The organism is Saccharopolyspora pogona (assembly GCF_014697215.1).
Lineage (GTDB): Bacteria > Actinomycetota > Actinomycetes > Mycobacteriales > Pseudonocardiaceae > Saccharopolyspora > Saccharopolyspora hattusasensis.
The window spans coordinates 3956810-3975151 of the sequence record NZ_CP031142.1; the positions used below are offsets into that span (position 1 = coordinate 3956810).

General features: G+C 66.8%; 17 protein-coding genes and 3 pseudogenes. 12 read left to right on the forward strand and 8 right to left on the reverse strand.

From position 1 onward, the window contains the following. Window positions 1-9 precede the first annotated feature (9 nt). Genes DL519_RS17770 through DL519_RS17780 form a run of 3 tightly spaced genes read right to left on the reverse strand, consistent with a single transcriptional unit; the run spans window position 10 to window position 2378 of the window. Complete coding sequence (locus DL519_RS17770; protein ID WP_190816437.1) at window positions 10-1314, reverse strand: MBL fold metallo-hydrolase; 1305 nt, start codon at window positions 1312-1314, stop codon at window positions 10-12. Further along, window positions 1206-1775, reverse strand: a complete 570-nt coding sequence (locus DL519_RS17775) for a hypothetical protein (protein ID WP_190816440.1) — start codon at window positions 1773-1775, stop codon at window positions 1206-1208. The genes DL519_RS17770 and DL519_RS17775 overlap by 109 nt, the downstream gene beginning before the upstream one ends. Window positions 1776-1811: 36 nt before the next feature. Beyond that, window positions 1812-2378: an MFS transporter gene (locus DL519_RS17780; protein WP_397544952.1), complete on the reverse strand. Its 567-nt coding sequence runs from the start codon at window positions 2376-2378 to the stop codon at window positions 1812-1814. A gap of 50 nt (window positions 2379-2428) precedes the next feature. On the opposite strand from DL519_RS17780, the gene DL519_RS17785 reads away from it, so the two are divergent. Continuing rightward, complete coding sequence (locus DL519_RS17785; RefSeq protein WP_190824625.1) at window positions 2429-2581, forward strand: hypothetical protein; 153 nt, start codon at window positions 2429-2431, stop codon at window positions 2579-2581. A gap of 92 nt (window positions 2582-2673) precedes the next feature. Here DL519_RS17785 and DL519_RS50115 read toward each other — a convergent pair. Together DL519_RS50115 and DL519_RS17790 are read right to left on the reverse strand one after the other, a co-directional pair. Then, window positions 2674-3252 (reverse strand): annotated as a pseudogene (locus DL519_RS50115) (MFS transporter); the annotation flags it as partial. A gap of 149 nt (window positions 3253-3401) precedes the next feature. Further along, entirely contained in the window at window positions 3402-4694 is a 1293-nt protein-coding gene (locus tag DL519_RS17790) for a PucR family transcriptional regulator (protein ID WP_190816442.1), read from the reverse strand. A gap of 63 nt (window positions 4695-4757) precedes the next feature. On the opposite strand from DL519_RS17790, the gene DL519_RS17795 reads away from it, so the two are divergent. The 7 genes from DL519_RS17795 to DL519_RS17825 all read left to right on the forward strand — a co-directional run bounded on the left by DL519_RS17795 (window position 4758) and on the right by DL519_RS17825 (window position 11999). Continuing rightward, complete coding sequence (locus DL519_RS17795) at window positions 4758-5735, forward strand: polysaccharide deacetylase family protein (RefSeq protein WP_190816444.1); 978 nt, start codon at window positions 4758-4760, stop codon at window positions 5733-5735. Between the two features lie 13 nt (window positions 5736-5748). Further along, window positions 5749-7290 carry an AMP-binding protein gene (locus tag DL519_RS17800; protein WP_190816447.1) on the forward strand — a complete coding sequence of 514 codons (1542 nt, stop codon included), beginning with the start codon at window positions 5749-5751 and terminating at the stop codon, window positions 7288-7290. Continuing rightward, the gene (locus tag DL519_RS17805) at window positions 7287-8138 is read left to right on the forward strand and encodes an enoyl-CoA hydratase (protein ID WP_190816449.1); all 852 of its coding nucleotides are present in this window, start codon (window positions 7287-7289) and stop codon (window positions 8136-8138) included. Before DL519_RS17800 ends, DL519_RS17805 begins: the two co-directional genes overlap by 4 nt. Before the next feature lie 35 nt (window positions 8139-8173). After that, window positions 8174-9718, forward strand: a complete 1545-nt coding sequence (locus DL519_RS17810) for an AMP-binding protein (protein WP_190816451.1) — start codon at window positions 8174-8176, stop codon at window positions 9716-9718. Between the two features lie 47 nt (window positions 9719-9765). Then, entirely contained in the window at window positions 9766-10530 is a 765-nt protein-coding gene (locus DL519_RS17815) for an SDR family NAD(P)-dependent oxidoreductase (protein WP_132493052.1), read from the forward strand. Between the two features lie 594 nt (window positions 10531-11124). Continuing rightward, a complete protein-coding gene (locus DL519_RS17820; RefSeq protein ID WP_168587751.1) occupies window positions 11125-11421 on the forward strand; it encodes a transposase in 297 nt (98 codons plus the stop codon). Then, window positions 11418-11999 (forward strand): IS3 family transposase, encoded by a 582-nt coding sequence (locus DL519_RS17825; RefSeq protein ID WP_190816453.1) that lies wholly within the window; start codon window positions 11418-11420, stop codon window positions 11997-11999. The genes DL519_RS17820 and DL519_RS17825 overlap by 4 nt, the downstream gene beginning before the upstream one ends. Window positions 12000-12032: 33 nt before the next feature. Here DL519_RS17825 and DL519_RS17830 read toward each other — a convergent pair. From DL519_RS17830 to DL519_RS17840, 3 genes and pseudogenes are all read right to left on the reverse strand, one after another. Continuing rightward, a pseudogene (locus tag DL519_RS17830) lies at window positions 12033-13383 on the reverse strand (IS30 family transposase). Further along, window positions 13346-13519 carry a hypothetical protein gene (locus tag DL519_RS17835; RefSeq protein ID WP_190816455.1) on the reverse strand — a complete coding sequence of 58 codons (174 nt, stop codon included), beginning with the start codon at window positions 13517-13519 and terminating at the stop codon, window positions 13346-13348. The pseudogene DL519_RS17830 and the gene DL519_RS17835 overlap by 38 nt, the downstream one beginning before the upstream one ends. A 68-nt stretch (window positions 13520-13587) precedes the next feature. Continuing rightward, on the reverse strand, window positions 13588-14628 hold the full coding sequence (locus tag DL519_RS17840) for an IS630 family transposase (RefSeq protein ID WP_190813440.1): 1041 nt from the start codon (window positions 14626-14628) through the stop codon (window positions 13588-13590). Between the two features lie 135 nt (window positions 14629-14763). On the opposite strand from DL519_RS17840, the gene DL519_RS17845 reads away from it, so the two are divergent. From DL519_RS17845 to DL519_RS50120, 4 genes and pseudogenes are all read left to right on the forward strand, one after another. Further along, entirely contained in the window at window positions 14764-15855 is a 1092-nt protein-coding gene (locus DL519_RS17845; protein ID WP_190816456.1) for a tyrosine-type recombinase/integrase, read from the forward strand. Next, complete coding sequence (locus DL519_RS17850; RefSeq protein ID WP_190816055.1) at window positions 15815-17725, forward strand: tyrosine-type recombinase/integrase; 1911 nt, start codon at window positions 15815-15817, stop codon at window positions 17723-17725. The genes DL519_RS17845 and DL519_RS17850 overlap by 41 nt, the downstream gene beginning before the upstream one ends. Further along, window positions 17722-18021 (forward strand): DUF6262 family protein, encoded by a 300-nt coding sequence (locus DL519_RS17855; RefSeq protein WP_190816057.1) that lies wholly within the window; start codon window positions 17722-17724, stop codon window positions 18019-18021. Before DL519_RS17850 ends, DL519_RS17855 begins: the two co-directional genes overlap by 4 nt. A 63-nt stretch (window positions 18022-18084) precedes the next feature. Next, window positions 18085-18270: pseudogene (locus DL519_RS50120) on the forward strand (IS3 family transposase); the annotation flags it as partial. Window positions 18271-18342 lie beyond the last annotated feature (72 nt).

The window sequence follows — 18342 nt, forward strand, 5'->3', positions numbered from 1 at the left end:
GGGGCTGGATCAATCCGTGATCGCCGGGACCGTGAGACCTGCCAGTTCGGAGTAGACGACGAATTTGAAGGGGCCTTGCAGCTGGTGACGTTCGACCAGCCGGAGCAACGTCTGTTGCCGGAGTTCACCGATCGCGGGGCTGCCGGGGTGGTTGGTGAGCGCGGCGTCGGCCAGCTTCAGGGCCAGGGGCAGATCGTCCCGGTCGAGCAGGTCTTGGATCGTGTCCGTGTAGACGTCGAGCTTCCCCTTGGTGAGCAGTTCCAGTACGGCGGCCCACTCCGTCGGGGAAACGGGGTCGACGCTGTCCACGTCGGGCTGCCAGTAGCTGGTGTGCTGGCGCTGGACTCGCCGGATGATGTTGTCCCGCATCAATAGGTAGGGCAGTACCGCGTCCGGACACGTGCGCAGGACGTCGGGCAGGTGGTTGCGGCCGAGCATGTCGAACACCGTGCGACCGGCGGCGATGTCGCCACGGATCACCTGGTACAGGTCCTCCAGCGCCGGGCGGAGGCCCGCCAGTGCGGCGACGGTGAAGTTCGCGGTCAGCGGTGGGTGTCCGTGAACGAGCAGGGCGGGGTCGAGGTCTTCGATCAACTTCAGCGTGTCGAGCAGGCCTTCGGCCGATCCCTCGGCGATGAACGGCGCGCCCAGATACGGCATCACGATGTCGCCGACGAACACGATGTCACGCCCGGGCAGGTGGATGAGCAGCGCGTCGTCCGTTTCCCCGCCGTGCGCCGGCAGCAGGCGTAGCTCGACGCCGCCGACGGTCATGGTCTCCGGTTCGCTGATCAGCCGGTCGGGCACGACGTGGTGTCGGTGATCGGCGCCGGCGGGCAGGAACCTGCGCCACGGGATGAACGCCTGGTTCTGCGCCTCGACCTCGGTGGTGAATCCGGTCTGGGCGATCACCTCGGTGCCGGGCTCGCGCAGTGCGTCGAGTCCCCCGAAGTGGTCGAAGTGCCCGTGGGTGAGGATCACGTGGCTGACCGGCAGCGCGGAGATCTCCCGCATCTTCCGCAGCGCCGCGCGGGCCTGCTCGTTCGTGCTCCCGGCGTCGATCACGACCAGCGAGGTGTCGGTCACGATGAATCCGATGTCGCCGAACCCGAGGCCCTGTGCGGCGAAGATGCCCGCTGCCAGCTCGTGCAGTCCGGGCGGCGCGAAGTGTGCTCCGTCCTGATCGGTGACCCAGAAGTCGGTGATCAACGGCGGGAGGCCGGGCTGGGTGTCGAGTCCGGCCTTCCGCCGCGCCGCCGCGGCATCCTCGGTTCGGCCGAGCTGGTCATACGCGCGGGCGAGTGCGCGGAACACCGCCCGTCGCAGACCCAGCGGGAATCGGTCGCGCAGGGCGAGGACGAACTCCAGATCGGCGACGGCATCCTGGTTCGGCCGGCCTCCAACGGCAGTTCCGCCAGCGTCACGCCGCGGAAATAGTGCGGCAAGCCGGGCTCCGCGGCGACCGCCGCGTCCAGCTTGCCCACCGCCTCGTCGAGCTGGCCGGGCAACCTGGCCTGGAACGACGCGGCCACCGCGAGGAAGAGCGGCCGGTCCGGTTGTTCGGTGGCCAGTTCGTCGAACATGCGGTACGCCTCCGCGTAGCGGCGGCCTCCCACCAGTTGCGCGGTCAGGGACAACACGAGCCGCGGCGACGCCTCCGGCCAGCGTGCCGCGATCATCATGGCTTCGGCGGTCGACTGCCGCGAGATGCGCTGCCGTGGCGCCTCCGGGCCGGACAGCGGGTTTGGCAGGTGGGCGTCAGTGTCAGTCGTCATCACAAAGCTCCCTGAGCCGACGGGGACGGACGGGTGTCAGTCGTGAGCGGGGTGGACTGGTCTGGCCGGGGCGGCCGTCGCGCCGGGCCGGGGGCCGGGGCGGATGCGACCGAGCGCGATCCCGGCCAGCAGGGCGAGCAGGGCGACCCCGGCGATGAGCAGCCACGCCCGATGGAAGGAGTCGATGGCCGCGCCGCCGCGGTGTCCACTCAGGACGGCGATGAGGCCGGCGATGCCGATGACCGCGCCGATCTGCCGCAGTCCGGACGTGACGCCGATGCCGGTGGCGAATCGAGCCGGGGGTAGCTGCGCGACACCGGCACTGCCGAACGCGGGCAGCGTGAAGCCGACCCCGATCCCGGTGAGCAGCGCGGCCGGTAGGAACACGCCGACGTAGTTCCGAGCGGCGGTGGTCGTCACCGCCAGGGTCAGTGCGCCGAGGGTGAACAGCACGGTGCCCGGGATGGCGATGGCGCGCTGGCCGAAGCGATCGGCCAGCCGGCCCGCGACCGGGGCGCACAGCGCGGCCGCGATCGGCCCCGGCGTCGCGGCGGCCCCGGCCAGCACTACGGACAGGTGCCACACGCCCGTCAGGAACAGCACGTTGCCCAGCAGCAGACTGAAGAACCCGATCGCGAACAGGAACGTTGCCGATGCCGGCGACGGTGAACGAACGGATCCGGAACAGCGCGAAGTCCACCACCGGGACCGGATGCCGCACCGAGCGCAGCACGAACGCGACGAACAGCACCACGGCCGCGCCCACCGTCGCGAGCACCGCGGTCGACCCCCACCCCCAGGCCTGACCCTTGACCATCGCCAACGCGACCGCGGCCACCGCCCCCGCGACCATTGCGGCGCCGAGGAAGTCGGGCAGCCGCCCCTGTTGGTCGCGGCTTTCGCGGAGCAGCCGACGGGCGGGAATCCGCATCGGCAGGCCGATCACCAGGTTCACGAAGAACACGGCAGGCCAGCCCAGCCAACTGGTCAGGAATCCGCCGAGGGACGGGCCGGTGGCCGCCGCGACCGCACCGGTGGCCGTCCACAACGACGTCGCCGTCGCCCGCTGTGTCACCGGGAACTCCGGCAACGCCAGGCTCAGCGACGTCGGCAGCAGCACCGCACCGGCCATCGCCTGTACCACCCGCGCGGCGACCAGCACTCCCAAGCTGCCGGCCAGCCCGCACACGACCGACGCGGTCACGAACAGCACGACGCCCACCAGGAACAGGCGCTTGCGGCCCAGCCGGTCGGCAAGTCGCCCGGCAGGCACCAGCGCGGCGGCGAACACGATGTTGTACGCGTTGAGAACCCACGACAGATCGCCCAGCGAGTCATGCGAGAAAGACCGCTCGATGCCGGGGAAAGCGATGTTGACGATCGTCACGTCCAGCGTGGCCATGAACGCCGCGACCGAGGTCACGATCAACACCTGCCACCGCCGAGGCAGCCACCGCCGAGCTCCAACTTGCGTCATAAAAGGAACATTAGAGGCACGGCTTTCATCACGCAACCATCAGATTGAGCCGGAAAGGGAAGGACGTCACCGACTCCACGGCGCTCGCGGGTGGAGTCTCATAGGGTCTGCCACGGGTGCTGTCGACCGCGTAGCGCAAGGGCCGTCGTTTACTCCAACTCCATCGTGCGCTCGAGGTCCAGGGCCAGGCGTAGCGCCAGACTGGCGGGGTCGAGGTGGCGGCCGAGGATCGTCTCCGCGCGCTGAACGCGTTGGGTCACGGTGTTGGGATGGATGCCGAGGCGCTGACCGCACCGGGTCGGGCTCGCGTGTGCGTCCATGTAGTGCCGCAGCGTCTTGATCAGACGTTCGCCGTCTTCGTGGCTGCGCAGTGCCCCGAGCTGGTCATCGACGAACCGCGCGGCCATCTCCTGGTCCTGCGTGGCGAGCACGGTGACCGCGACGTCGGGGAACCGGGTCGGTGCGGGAGTGTGGAGCGCTGTCAGGTCGACGCACGACAGGGCTTCCCGGTGGGTGTGGTGGAACCCGCGGATTCCGCGGCGCGGGGTTCCGAGAGTCAGCCGGATGGTCCTGGGCAGCGAAACCGCGGCCAGGTCGTCGAAGGTCGAGTTCTTGCACGGGGTGAACCAGCCGTGGATGACCGAGGAATCGGTCGTCACGGAGACGTGTTGCCGAGCGAACCCGAGGAGCTCCCGTCGTGCGAGTTCGGATACCTCCTCGTGTTTCATGGGGTCGACGCTCCAGGCCACGTACCCGATGTGCACCTCATCGATGTGATAACCGAAGAGCTCTCTCAGCTCGCGCACGCCCCCGTTGCCCGACAGCACGGCGCGGACGATCTCGTTGCGCCGCGAATTCGTGGCCCGCATGAGGCTGTCGCGAGCCCGGTTGTAGGTGGTGATCGTCTCGCCGGTCATGGACTGCATGTACTCGAACATGCGGATGGAACCCGACTCGAGCGCCTCGGCGCGACGCGCAACGGTCCACGACTGCTGTTTGCGAAGATGGCTGGTGAATTCGTTCCAAATGGCGGCGTGGCCCAGCTCGTAGGAACGAAGGACGGCCGACAGGGGAATGTTCGAGCGAGCCATCAGGTACGCGAAATCCTGCGCCGGTTTCGGAAGATGCGGGTCCGGGTTCGAACCCATGAGGGTGGCGCGCATGCCCGGCAGGTGCGAGACGATGGCCGCGCGCAACGCCTCCAGCGTGTCCGGATCGGCCGCTCCGAGCTCGGGAATCTCGGCGTGGAGCTGATCGGCGAGCCCGGAGAATTTCAGGCGTCCGTGCTGGTCGAGCCAGTTCACGAACGGCTCCAACCGTAGCGGGTTGCCGCCCACCTTCGCATCCAGCATTTCGACACTATGGAGGACACCGGGAGAGCCGTCCACCCCGGTCGTTCCGTATGTGATCCCGCCACACAACGGTGTATCAGCAATGGGCATTGGCACTGCTTGAGTCTGTCGCAACGATGGCACGAGTTTCGCTCGAACCCAAAGGAGAGTCCGATGTCGAAATCTTCTGGCGGTCTGCTTTCAGGCCTCGAAGTCGCGGTCACCGTGGACGACCAATTCCAGTGGACCGGGATCCCGTTTCCCGAAGGGCATGGTCCGCACACCGTGTCGCAGAAGATGATGAAGGCTTTTGAAGCCTATGGGGTTCCCGGCGTTTACGCCTTCAACAGCACTGCGCCGACGGAGGAAGATCCGCGCGTGCTCGACATCCTCGATGACTGGTGCGCCGCCGGGCACTACGTCGGCAACCACACGCACCAGCACATCAGCCTCAACTGGCTGGACGTCGACACCTACCTCCGCGACATCGAGACCAGCGAGCGGCTGTTGAGCAGGTGGATAGAGGCATCGCCGTCGCGCTACTTCCGCTACGCCTTCGCCATGGAGGGCGACAGCGCGACCAAGACGAGCCAGGTCCAGACTCACCTGAGCCAAAACGGGTTCCTGTCCTCCCCGGTCACGCTCTGGTTCTACGACGCCCAGTTCATGGTCGCCTATGACCGCGCCCTGCGGCTCACGGACCGGGCGGCGCAGCGCTGGATCGAGGACACCTTGGTCGACACCGCGATCGAGCAGATGGAAAACCAAGCAGCCGCGGCTACTGCCGCGCTCGGCCGGTCACCGGCGCACATCATGCTGATCCACGGCACGACGGTCGCCGGTGCGACCATCGAGCGGATCCTCGGTCGGCTCACCGAGGAAGGCGTCGTGTTCGTCACCTCGGAACGGGCGATGGCCGACCCTGCCAACGTGATCGGTTCGCCGGTGACCACCCGCCAGTTCCGCAACTCGACGCAGAAGTGGGCCGAGCACGCGGGCGTGTCCATCCCGGATGTTCCGCCGGCGGTGCTCGCCGAGGTGGAGAAGGCGGCTCCCATCGAGGGCATGAGTTACGACGAGGTTCTTGGCCGGGCGATCCAGGAGTGGACGCGCCGGGTGTCCTTCACTCCGGTTCCGGCCGACTTCCACTGAGAAGGGACCTGGCATGAGCGAACCGCGAATCCACTCAGGCGGAACTTCTCAGTCGCTGGAGACGCTGCGCACCCGTGCTGCGCGGCTGGCATCGGCCCTCAACGCCGACGGGATCGGTCCGGGCGACCGCGTCGCCGTTGTCATGCGCAATGACATCGCGTTCGTGGAGGTGACGCTCGCGGTCGGGCTCGTCGGGGCTGCCCCGGTTCCGATCAACTGGCACTGGACGGGGGACGACCTCGCACACGCGCTGGCCGACAGCCGCTCCCGGCTCGCGGTGGTCCACACCGACCTGCTGCCGGCCGTGGAGTCCAGCGCACCCGGGCTGCCGATCATCGAGGCGGAGATACCGCCCGGGGTGCGGTGCGCCTACGGGCTGGCCGAACAGCCGTCCACCGGAAGGTGGCCGACGCTGTCGCAGCGCATCGACGACCACGAACCCCGCACCGAACCCTCACCTGCCGCCCCGATGAGCGTGATCTACACGTCCGGCACCACCGGGCGGGCCAAGGGAGTGCTCCGCGACCCGGTCGCGGTGGCCGACCGCCCGACGTTGCTGGCCAACATCGCGAAGCTGTGGCACCTGGCTCCAGCCGAGACGACCCTCATCCCGGCGCCGCTCTACCACTCCGCTCCGAACGTGCACGCCACCTTCGCCGTCGCGCTGGGCATGAACTTGCACATCATGCCTCGCTTCGACGCCGAGGAGTTCCTGCGGCTGGTGCAGGAGCACCGCGTCAACAGCGTGCAGATGGTTCCTACGATGTTCAACCGGCTGCTGCAGCTGCCCGAGCAGGTGCGGCGTTCCTACGACCTCTCCTCGCTGAAGGCCATCGTGCACGCGGCCGCGCCGTGCCCGCGGCACGTCAAGGAAGCCATGATCGGCTGGTTGGGTCCGATCGTGCACGAGTACTACGGCGGCGCCGAGGTGGGTGCCTTCACCGCCTGCGACACGGCGGAGGCCCTGAGCCGTCCGGGCACCGTCGGGCGCCCGATCCTTGATGCCGATGTGCGCATCCTCGGCGAGGACGGAACTGACAAGCCGGTGGGCGAGGACGGCATCGTCTACGGGCGCTGCTTCACGAGCTGGCCGGACTTCACCTACATCGATGACGAGCCCAAACGCCGTCGGATGGAAAGGGACGGCTACCTCACCCTCGGCGACATCGGCCACCTCGACGACGAGGGCTATCTCTACCTCAGCGACCGGCTCAACGACATGGTCGTCTCGGGCGGCGTGAACATCTACCCCGCCGAGGTCGAGGCGTGCCTGCTCGACCTCGAGGGGGTCGCCGATGTGGCCGTGTTCGGCATCCCCGACCCCGACCTGGGAGAGGTGCTCGCCGCCCACATCCAGCCGATCCCCGGCGCGATCCTCCACCCGGCCGAGATCCGGACCCACGTCGGCTCCCGCCTGGCGCGCTACAAGGTGCCGCGGGAAGTGGTGCTCGCCGACGAGCTGCCGCGCGAGGACACCGGAAAACTGTTCAAGCGCCGTCTCAAGCAGCAGTACCTCGAGGCGGCGGGGCACAACGGGGACGAGGGGGTTGCATGAGTTCGTCCGTGCTTCTCGAGAGCCCGGAGACCGGTATCGCGCGGGTGGTGCTGAACCGGCCCGAGCGTCGCAACGCGCAGAACCCCCAGATGCTCTACGACCTCGACGAGGCGCTGGCGATCGCGGTCCGGGACCGCACAGTCCGGGTGATCATCCTGGCTGGTGCGGGCCCCGACTTCTCCGCCGGACATGATCTCGACGAACGCGACTCGAGGATTCCCGGGCCGTCCGTGGCCACCCTCGAGGGCGCTTTCGACGCCGACGGGGTCGAGGGCAGGCACGCGTTCGAATGCGAGGCCTATCTGGGAATGTGCCGCCGGTGGCGCGATCTGCCCAAACCCACGATCGCCCAGGCCCACGGGCGTTGCATCGCCGGAGCGCTGATGCTGTTGTGGCCGATGGACCTGATCGTGGCCGGCGAATCGGCGACCTTCTCCGATCCGGTAGCGGCATTCGGGCTCAACGGTGCGGAGTACTTCACCCACGTGTGGGAGGTGGGCGCGCGCAAGGCCAAGGAAATGCTGTTCACCGGCGCTCCTGTGACTGCTGCGGACGCACATCGGCTGGGCATGGTCAACCACGTGGTCCCCGACGACGACCTCGCGGACTTCACCCTCGACCTCGCACGGCGGATCGCACGCATGCCCGAGTACGCGCTGCGGCTGGCGAAGTCCAGCGTCAACAACAGCCTCGCCGCCCAAGGCCAGGACGTGGCGCTGGAGTCGGCGTTCGCCCTGCACATCGCCGGGCACGCCAACAACCTCTCCCGCCACGGCGACATCATCGACCCCGGTGGTGTCGACACGATCCGGGCGCTGTCCCGCCAGGCGCCGGAGCGTGCGCCGTGACGAATCCATCCCGAACCAGCCCGCGGGAGGCAGCGTTGACCAGCGACACCCGTCCAACCATCGAAGGTTGGCTCGCCGAGTACGACGCACGGGACGCCGACGTCGCGTGGCTGCTGTGCGACCGGCACGACCCGAATGCGGTCGCCTTCACCTTCGTCGACGCCGACCTGCGGACGCACGACCTGACCTTCGGTGAGCTCGCCGAGCGTTCCCGCCGACTCGCCACCGTGCTCGCCGACCACGAATTGCGGCGCGGCAGCAGAGTGCCGGTGCTCATGGGAAAACGACCGGAACTCATCGTCACGCTCGTGGCGATCTGGCGCCTCGGTGCGGTCCACGTGCCGCTGTTCACCGCGTTCGCCACCGGAGCCGTCCAGCTGCGCGTCGAGGCGGCCGGCGCCGAGCTCGTGATCACCGACCCCGCGCAGCGTGCCAAGGTCGACCCGATTCCCGGGATCACGGCACTCGACGTCGACCAGTTGGAGCGGGCCGCTGCCGACCGTGAACCCCACACCGGGCGGGAGACGGTTGGCGGCGACGGCACATTCCTGCAGCTCTACACCAGCGGCACGACGGGGCGGCCGAAGGGCGTTCCGGTGCCGGTACGGGCGATAGCCGGGTTCCGGTCGTACATGCACTTCGCCATGGACGTCACGGCGGACGACGTGCACTGGAACGCGGCCGACCCCGGGTGGGCCTACGGCCTCTACTACGGCATCGTCACACCACTGGCCGCGGCCCGGCGCAACCTGCTGGTGGACGCCGGATTCACCCCCGAGCTCACCACGGAGGTCCTGCGACGGCAGGCGGTGACCAACTTCGCCGGTGCACCCACCATGTACCGGGCCATCGGCCGCAGCGGCCTCGTCGAGGGCGTGCGGCTGCGGCGTGCGTGTTCGGCGGGAGAGCCACTGACACCTGACATCGTGCGGTGGGCGCGCGAGACCCTCGACGTCGAGATCCGCGACCACTACGGGCAGACCGAACTGGGCATGGTCATCGGCAACTGCGCGCACGAGAACGTGGCACGTCCGCTCAAGGACGCGTCGATGGGACAGCAGCTGCCGGGCATCGTCGCCGACGTCGTCGACGGACGGATCGCGGTGTCGACCAAGAGTCCGCTGTTCTGGTTCACCGGGTACCGGGGAGAGCCCGAGCGCACCGACGAGCGCTTCACCGGGGACGGCGCCTGGTACCTCACCGGCGACACCGGACGTGTCGATGAGGACGGCTACTTCTTCTTCACCGCACGGGACGACGACGTCATCCTGGCCGCCGGATACCGGATTGGACCGTTCGACGTGGAGAGCGTGCTGATCACCCACCCCGCTGTCGCCGACGTCGCCGTGGTGGGGCAGAAGGACCCGGACGGTGTGCGCGGCGAAATCGTGGTGGCCTATGCCGTTCTCCTCGAAGGTGCCGAGCCCGGAGACGACCTCGTTCGGGAGCTTCAGGCGCACGTGCGCGAGCGTTACTCGGCCCATGCCTACCCCCGACTGATCCGGTTCGTCGACGCGCTCCCCAAGACACCCAGCGGGAAGGTGCAGCGGTTCAAACTGCGCGAGCTTCACGCTGACTGACGAACGCACTCGCCAGCTTCCGAAACCCACGGGATTCCAGGAGAAACATGCGCATTGATCCGACAACGGCGGCTGTGGTGACTGGAGGTGCTTCTGGTCTCGGCGAAGCGACCGTGCGGCGCCTGTACCGCGAAGGCGCTTCGGTCGTCATCGCCGACCTGCCCTGCTCCTCAGGTCAGTCGCTAGCTGACGCCCTCGGAGAACGCGCGGTTTTCGTGCCCGCCGATGTTCGAGAAGAAGCGGGAGTGTCACGTGCACTCGATGCCGCTGAGGAATTCGGCGGGCTGCGAGTGGTCATCACGTGCGCCGGGATCGCGACACCGGGGCGGATCCTGGGAAGCGGCGGCCCGCTCTCGCTCGACGAGTTCAAACAGGTGCTGGACATCAACCTCGTCGGCACGGTCAACGTGCTCAGACTCGCCGCCGCGCGGATGTCCGCGAACGAACCGGTCGACGGCGACCGAGGCGCCGTGATCATGACCTCCTCGATCTCCGCCTACGACGGCCAGATCGGCCAAGCCGCTTATGCCGCCAGCAAAGGCGGTATCGCCGCGCTGACGCTCAGCGCCGCGCGTGACCTGGCCGAACACGGGATCCGCGTGAACACCATCGCCCCGGGCATCTTCGCCACACCCCTCATGCTCGGCCTTCCCGACAAAGCACGGAAAACCCTCGAACAGCGCGTACCCCATCCGCCCCGGCTCGGCACACCGGAAGAGTTCGCCTCGCTCGCCGCACACATCATCGACAACCAGATGATCAACGGCGAGGTAATCCGCCTCGACGGCGCCCTACGAATGCCACCGAAGTGACCGTGATCCCCAGGCAGCGCACGAATCCAGCCGGTTCCGTATGCCCGGCTGTTTCGCCTGGTCAACAAAGTGCCCCCGGTGCGATTCGAACGCACACTGTACGGATTTTGAGTCGGCTTCACGCTGTGGCTCTGGTGTATCGCCTGGTCATTGGGCGTGTGATCTCGCTCTCATGGTGCTCCGTGGGCATGATCGGCGACCGTTCATGCCCAAACCCATGCCCATCGGGGCCACTGTGGATAGTTGCGTGTGCGACGCTTCGCATAAGCGCTGTGATCAACATTCGCGGCGGGTGGTTGATCCAGTTCGCCTTGCAGGCGGTCCAAGCCGGGCGCGAAGCGGGAGACAGGCGGCCCGGAGCCAGGCGGAGTGACTGTCAAAGCCGAGAACTAAATCCGGCATGGTCACCTTGACCACAGGTGCAGCTGGGCAAGCCGGACAACACAGAGTTGGGCACGTTGCCGAGCTGGTCACCTCGGCCAGTCCGTCCAGCGCGTGGGCGGGCTCCTGCCGTCCCTGAATGTTGTGGGCTTCCCCCGTGGGTATGGACACTCTGATACTGGATCTTGAGGTCCAGGGGAAGGAGTGTCCCGGTTGGGACGGCCATCGAAGTACAGCGACGAGTTCAAGCGTGATGCGGTGGAGCTGGTGTTTTCCACCGGTCGTCCGATCAACCAGGTCGCCCGCGAGCTGGGCTTGAGTCATGAGACGTTGCGGAATTGGGTGCGTGCGGCCAAGCAGCAGGCCGAGGTCGGCGACGGCGCGGAGGCAGAGGCTGCCGATAAGGATGCTGAGCTGGCCCGCTTGCGGAAGCGGGTCGCGGAGTTGGAGACCGAGAAGGAGATCCTGCGTAAGGCAGCCGCCTATTTCGCGCAGGAGATGGATCGATGACTCACCGCTACCGGTTCATCTCCGCCCACCGTGCCGTCTACGGCGTCAAGCGGTTATGTCGCGTACTCGAGGTGGCCCGCTCGGGCTTTTATGCCTGGCTGGAGCGTGGGCCCGCCCGCCAGACCAGGGCCGCCGAAGAGGCCGAGCTGGTGGAGGCCATCCGTGAGGTCCACGGCGATTCCCACGGCGCCTATGGGTCGCCCCGGGTGACCGCCGAACTCCGCTCGAGCGGGCGGTCGGTGAACCACAAACGCGTGGAACGGTTGATGCGCCAGCAGGAGATCGTGGGATGTCACCAGCGCAAACGCAAACGCACCACGGTGGCGGACCCGGCCGCGCCACCGGCACCGGACCTGGTGGGTCGCGACTTCACCGCCTCCGAGCTGGATCAGCGGTGGTGTGGGGACATCACCTACCTGCCCATCGCCGACGGCGATTACTTGTATCTAGCGACCGTGATCGACATCTGCTCGCGCAGGCTCATCGGGTGGTCGATCGCCGACCATCTGCGCGCCGATTTGGTGTGTACGCCCTGGACGCCGCCGTGCGTGCCCGGGGCGGCGAGGTGGGCGACGTGATTTTCCACAGCGATCGCGGGACCCAGGGCGGATTCAAGCGGTCGTGGCAACACCGCTTGTTTGGGGCGAGTGTAGGTGATGTTCGAGGACCTCGGCAGGGGTTTTCCATCCGAGTACCTTGCGGGGCCGGTTGTTGAGGGTGGTGGCGATCGCGTCGAGGTCTTCGGGGGTGTGCCTGTTGAGGTCGGTTCCTTTCGGGAAGTACTGGCGTAGCAGGCCGTTGGTGTTCTCGTCGGTGCCGCGCTGCCAGGGCGAGTGAGGGTCGCAGAAGTACACCGCGATACCTGTTTCACGGCTGAGTTCGGCGTGCTGAGCCATCTCGGCACCCTGGTCCCAGGTCAGTGACCGGCGCAGTGCCTCGGGCAGCGGCGTCATCGAGGAGGCGATGGCCTCGCGGACGGTTTGCGCGCCGTGCCCGGCCAATGCTGGTCCATTATGGACACGTGTTTGTGTTTTGTGGTCCGACATGGGCGGTAGGTGCAGGAGCATGGTGTAGCGGCTTGTGCGTTCGACCAGGGTGCCGATCGCGGAGCTGTCCAGCCCGATAATGAGATCACCTTCCCAGTGTCCGGCCGTGTTTCTGTCGTCCACTTCGGACTGTCGTTGATCGATCCGGACGTCGTCGCTGATGAAGTTCTTGCCGCGACGCCGGGTTCGTGCTCGTGGCACGCGCAATGGGCGTCCGGTGCGCAGACACGCGGTGAGCTCGCGGTGCAGCGCCCCGCGGTCGGCAATGTAGAGGGCTTGGTAGATCGCCTCGGGCGAGATCCGCATCGACTCATCATCCGGGAAGTCGAGTGGGAGCCGGTTAGCGATCTGCTCCGGGCTCCACGCCGTGCTCCAGCGCCGATCCTTGCGACGCCCGTGACGGCGACCTTTCCACTTCTCACAGTCGGTCCCGGCACCGGAGTGCCCTCCGAGGTGGTCACGGTGCCGGCGAGACGGTCTTGCACGTACCGTCTCAGTTCCTCGTTCGTGACCAGCTTGGCGGTTTTCGGGCGCCGGGCACGCCGGTCAGCGTGCCACTGCGCGGTCGAGGCCCGATACTCCAGGCGGCCACCGCGGGTCGCCGCGTTGCGCCGTAACTCACGTGAGATGGCCGACGGCGAGCGGCCCAGCCTGCGGGAATCTCACGCACACCACAGTCCTGGGCTTTCAGAATCGCGATCTCCTCGCGTTCGGCGAACGACAGAGACCGGCCGGACGGCGGCGCTTGATCAACAGGTCGCATCCCGCCACTCTCGCGGAACCACCGCACACCCACGGCGGGCGACACGCCGGCCGCGATACCGGCCTCCTCACTCGGCAGACCATTCGCGATCGCCGCCCAGAACCGCTGCCGATCCTCACGCCGCGCCACCGGCGGGCGGCCCGGCGAACGCATCGCAGCCCTTCCCGTCGCAGCCGCCGCCCAACTCCGCGGTCGCCCCACTCAACACCTCCATGATCGAGGTGTTGCGACGATCAGTTGAATCCGCCCAGTACACCTCGGCTGCTTCGCCGCCGTCTGCGACCGGCACGGCGTTCGACGGTCGATGGGTCGGGTCGGTTCCTCCCTCTTATTGATCCGGTTGGCAAATGTGTGATGTTAGGCGGCGTAGCGAACTTCGGGTTTGCCGAAGTAGGAGCGAACTCGGTCGGGCAGCTTCTGGAGCCGGTGGAGGAAGGAGCGGACCGCTTGTTTTAACTCGGCGCGGGTTTTGGGGGCTGTGCTGGTGGAAACGGTGCGTTTGAGGTCGGCATTGAGTAGCTCGTCGGGGTTGAGTTCGGGGCTGTATCCCGGCAGGAAGTGCATCGCGATCGCCTCAGCGTGCTTGGTGATCCATTGCTGGATAGTCTTGCGGCGGTGGACGGGGTGTCCGTCAACGATCAGGTGGACCTTGCGGTCCAGATGGCGGGTCAGCCGGTCCAGGAACGACAGGAACACCTTGCCGTTGAACGAGCCGGTGTAGACGGTGAAGTACAGCTCGCCTTTGTTCCCGATCGCGCACATCGCGTTCACGCTGAATCGTTTGCCCGTTTTGCCCACCGCCGGTGTCTGGCCCGCCGGTGCCCAGGTGCGGGCTACGGTGGCGTCGGAGCGGATCCCGGTCTGGTCCAGCCACAGGATCAGTGCGCCCTCGCGGCGGGCGCGGGCGGCGATGGCCAGGTAGTCCTCCTCCAGCCATCGGCGTACGGACTCGGGGTCCTGTTCGTAGGCCTTGCGGATCGGTTTCTGCGGCGACAATCCCCAGGAACGCAGGTAGTTGCCGACGGTGCGCAGGTTCAACACGATGCCGTGGCGCACCCGGATCAGCTCGGCCACTGTCTTGCGGGTCCACACCAGGCCGGTCAGCCCGAACGTGGCCGGGGTGTGCTCGGCCACCGCATACCGCAGCTTGCGCTGCCGGCGGGCACTCAACGCTTTCTGCTCGCCGGGCTTGCGACCCCGGCGACGCCCGGTGAGACCCTTCGAGCCACGTTTCCGCCACGCCTGCACCCATCTGGACACCGACTGCGGGGCCACCGCGAACACCCGGGCCGCCTCGACCTGACTCATCCCACCATGAACAGCAGCGACCACCCTGCGCCGCAAATCCTCCTGCGCCTCAGGCGACAACCTCCGCGCGTCCCGCACACCAGCGATCATGCCAGAACAACGAAGATCACACCTATAAGTTCCCGATCAATAACCGGCTAATAGTTGTGTTTGGGCTGGTCAGCGACATGCTGCGGTAGTGGTACTTGCCTGCTCGAAGTGGTCAGTGCTGGTACGTCTGTCCTTATGAACACCGAGGCCGGTATTCGGCTTGAGGAACACGACGGTGGCTGGGCGTTGGCCGGGCCGGCCGCGTCGGGGTTTGGGTTGGTGGATGAGTACTTGGCTCATCTGGCCGATCGGAACTACTCACCGAAGACCGTGCGGGCCTATGGTTACGACCTTTTGGCGTTCTGCCGGTGGCTCGTTGCCGAGGAGCAGCCGTTGCCGGAGGTGACCACCGAGGTGCTGTTGCGGTTCTTGCGTGCCTGCCGTGAGGCGACGGTTCCGGGCCGGCCGGGGCCGAACGTGATCACGTTGTCGGGGCGTCGGATGGATCAGTACGCCGTCACGACGATCAATCGTCGGTTGGCGGCGATCTCGGGTTTGTTCGGGTTCGCGGCGATGCGGGACCCGGACATGAAAAATCCTGTCCCCAAGGGCAAGGAGGCCCGCTGGCGGGTAGCGGGTGAGCGCAGCGGGATGCTCGCACATACCGTTCGTCGGCCGAAGAACCGCTCGTCGCTGCGGCTTCGGGAGCCCCGCCGCCTGCCCACGGCGCTGTCGCAGTCCGATGCGGCGGAGCTGTTGGCGAGCTTCCACACATGGCGGGACAGGGCGATCGCGGGCTTGATGCTGTATTGCGGGCTGCGCTCCGCCGAAGTGCTGGGCCTGAACATCGCCGATGTCGATATCGGCGGCCGATGGCTGCAGGTGCTCGGTAAGGGCCAGCGGGAACGCCGCGTCCCGCTGGACCCTGATGTCGGCTCGGTCATCCAGGTGTATTTGCTGGCCGAGCGGCCGGAATCCGGCAGTCCTCGCCTGTTTCTCGTGGCCAAGGGACCGAACCGGGGCCAGCCGTTGACCGCGGCCGGGCTGCGCACGATCTTCCGCTATCACCGTGGAATCACCGGCATCGTCGGAGGACATCCCCACGCGCTGCGACACACCTTCGGCACCGCCCTGGCCGAAGCGGGGGTTGATCTCGCGGTGATGCAAGCCCTGCTCGGCCACGCTCATGTCGACACCACCGCCCGCTACATCCATCTGGCTCCGGCCCACGTGAAAGCAGAATTCGATGCCGCTCGCGATCGCCTCCGCTCCCAATCCCAGCAATGATCTGCACATCGCCTATCTGGACTATCTTCAGCAGACAGGACGGGGAAACGCTGCCTACTCGTGGGCGGCTCGGGTGTTCTTCGGGCGCTGGCCGGACCCGCGAGGGTGGGTGGCCGAGTCGTTGGAGACTCGCTTGTCGGCTGGGAGCTCGACTCGGCCGATCATCACGTTCCTGATGCTGCACCGGGTGCTGCAACCGGGCTATGACTATCTGCTGGAACGCAAACTCTCCAGCATCTGGCGGGAAATCAAAGACTCACCGCTGAGACCAGACCTCGATCGGTTCATGACCGCGGCCGCCGAGCTCGGGTTCACCGAACGGGTCCGGTTCGCCACCGGCTCCCAAGTGCCGGTCCGGCTGCTCATCCAGACTGGACGGTCGCTGGACCGGATCACCGTGGCCGATCTGGACGAGTTCCGGGCTGCGTGTCAGGAGCGCGAGACGCGAACTGGCAAGGGCCACAAGCACTATCTGGCGGCGGCCAGTAACGCCCAGCGCGTGCTGTTTCACCTGGGAATCGTCGATGAGCTGCCACGCTCGGGCGGCCCGGTCCCGTTCACGCAAAGGCTTTCCGGCCTACAGCCACCGATCCGCGAGACGATGATCGCCTATTTGGAACGCAAACGGGCAACCTGCCAACCGAAAACGGTGTCGGCGATCGCAACCCGGCTCAAACACTTCGGAGTGTTCCTGGCCGACATCGACCCCGAACTCGGGTCCATCGCCGAGCTCGATCGCCGCAAACACATCGAGCCCTACCTGACGTCGCTGGTCGACGCGATCAGCGCGAAGAACAATGAGCTCATCACCGTCGCGGACCGGTCCCGGCGAGTGCTCACACTGATGGGCTTTCTGACCGACATCACCGAGTGGGGCTGGCCGCAAGCACCACCCCGCAAGCTGATGTTCCGCGACGATGTCCCCAAACTCCCGCATACCCTGCCCCGCTATCTACCAGTCGACATCGACCGACGACTCACCGAGGTGCTCACCGAAGGGCCCGGCAACGAACTGGCCGCAACAGCCCTGCGACTGCAACGCGCCTGCGGGCTGCGCATCGGAGAGGTCCTCGACCTCGAACTCGACTGCGTCCACGAAGTCCCCGACCACGGCCACTGGCTGAAAATCCCGCTCGGCAAACTGGAAACAGAGCGGATGATCCCCATCGATGACGACATCCTCGACCTGATCGACCACATCACCGCCATCCGCTCCCACGGACGACCCATGCCGCACCCCCGCTACCGGCGTCCCGCCCAGTTCCTGTTCACCCACCACGGCCGGCGACTGTCCCAAAGCGCAGTCCGTCACGAACTCAACCGCGCTGCTCAGGCCGCGGGACTTGACCACCTCACCCCGCACCAGCTCCGCCACACCTACGCCACCGCCCTGGTCAACGCCGGGGTCTCACTCCAAGCACTGATGGCGCTGCTGGGCCATGTTTCCGCCGAAATGAGCCTGCGCTACGGGCGACTGTTCGATACCACCGTCCGAGCCGAATACGAACGAGGCCTCGACCTCGCCAAACAACAGGCCCGCACCTCCACCACCGGCAGGATCGGCCTGCCACTGGCCGACATCACCGGCGGAGCCGACTGGAAAGACACCCCACTGCTCAAATCCCGCCTCGCCGGCGGATTCTGCCTGCGCGCACCCGCCCAAGACGCCTGCCCCTACGCCAACATCTGCGAGCACTGCCCCAGCTTCCACACCGAAGCCAGCTCGCTGCCCATCCTCGCAGCCCAGCGCGTCGACGCCGAAGCACTGGCCCGCGACGCCGAACAACGCGGCTGGATCACCGAAGCCCAACGACACCAACGACTCATCGCCCGACTCGACACCCTGATCAACGAGGCCCAAGCAGGATGACCAAAACCAACACTCTCAACCGCGTCGAACGCGCCTGCACACAACTCATCCACGACGGCCACGCCGTCACCTTCACGGCCATTGCTGCTCGCACCGGACTGGGCCGCACCACCCTCTACCGCAACCCCACCCTCCGCGCCGTCATCGAACACCACCGACACCAGACCAGCACTAACGGCACCCTCACCGGCTTCACCGACGAGATCGCCACCCTCCGCACCGCACTCGACGCCCTCGCCACCCGAGTACGCCACCACGAAGAACAACTCCGACGCCTCACAGCCAGAAACGACTGAAAGCGTTAACCGGTCAATCACCGGAAACCGAGATCATTAGCCGGATAAAGCTGGGACAACAGCCCCGCGGAATCGTTCTGGTCCACGTTCAAACACGAGCACTACTACCGGCATACCTACGCCACACAGACGGAACTCGTTGTCGCAGTTGACAATTGGGTTCGCTTCTACAATATTATCCGGCGGCACTCCGCGATCGGGATGCTCAGTCCCGAGGACTACGAGAGCTCACTCCGAGCAGCTGCCTGAATCCCCGTAAACCCCCTGTCCACCGCTTGGGGGAACCTCAAGGTACGCCCATCCCCGGCTCATCCACAGGTT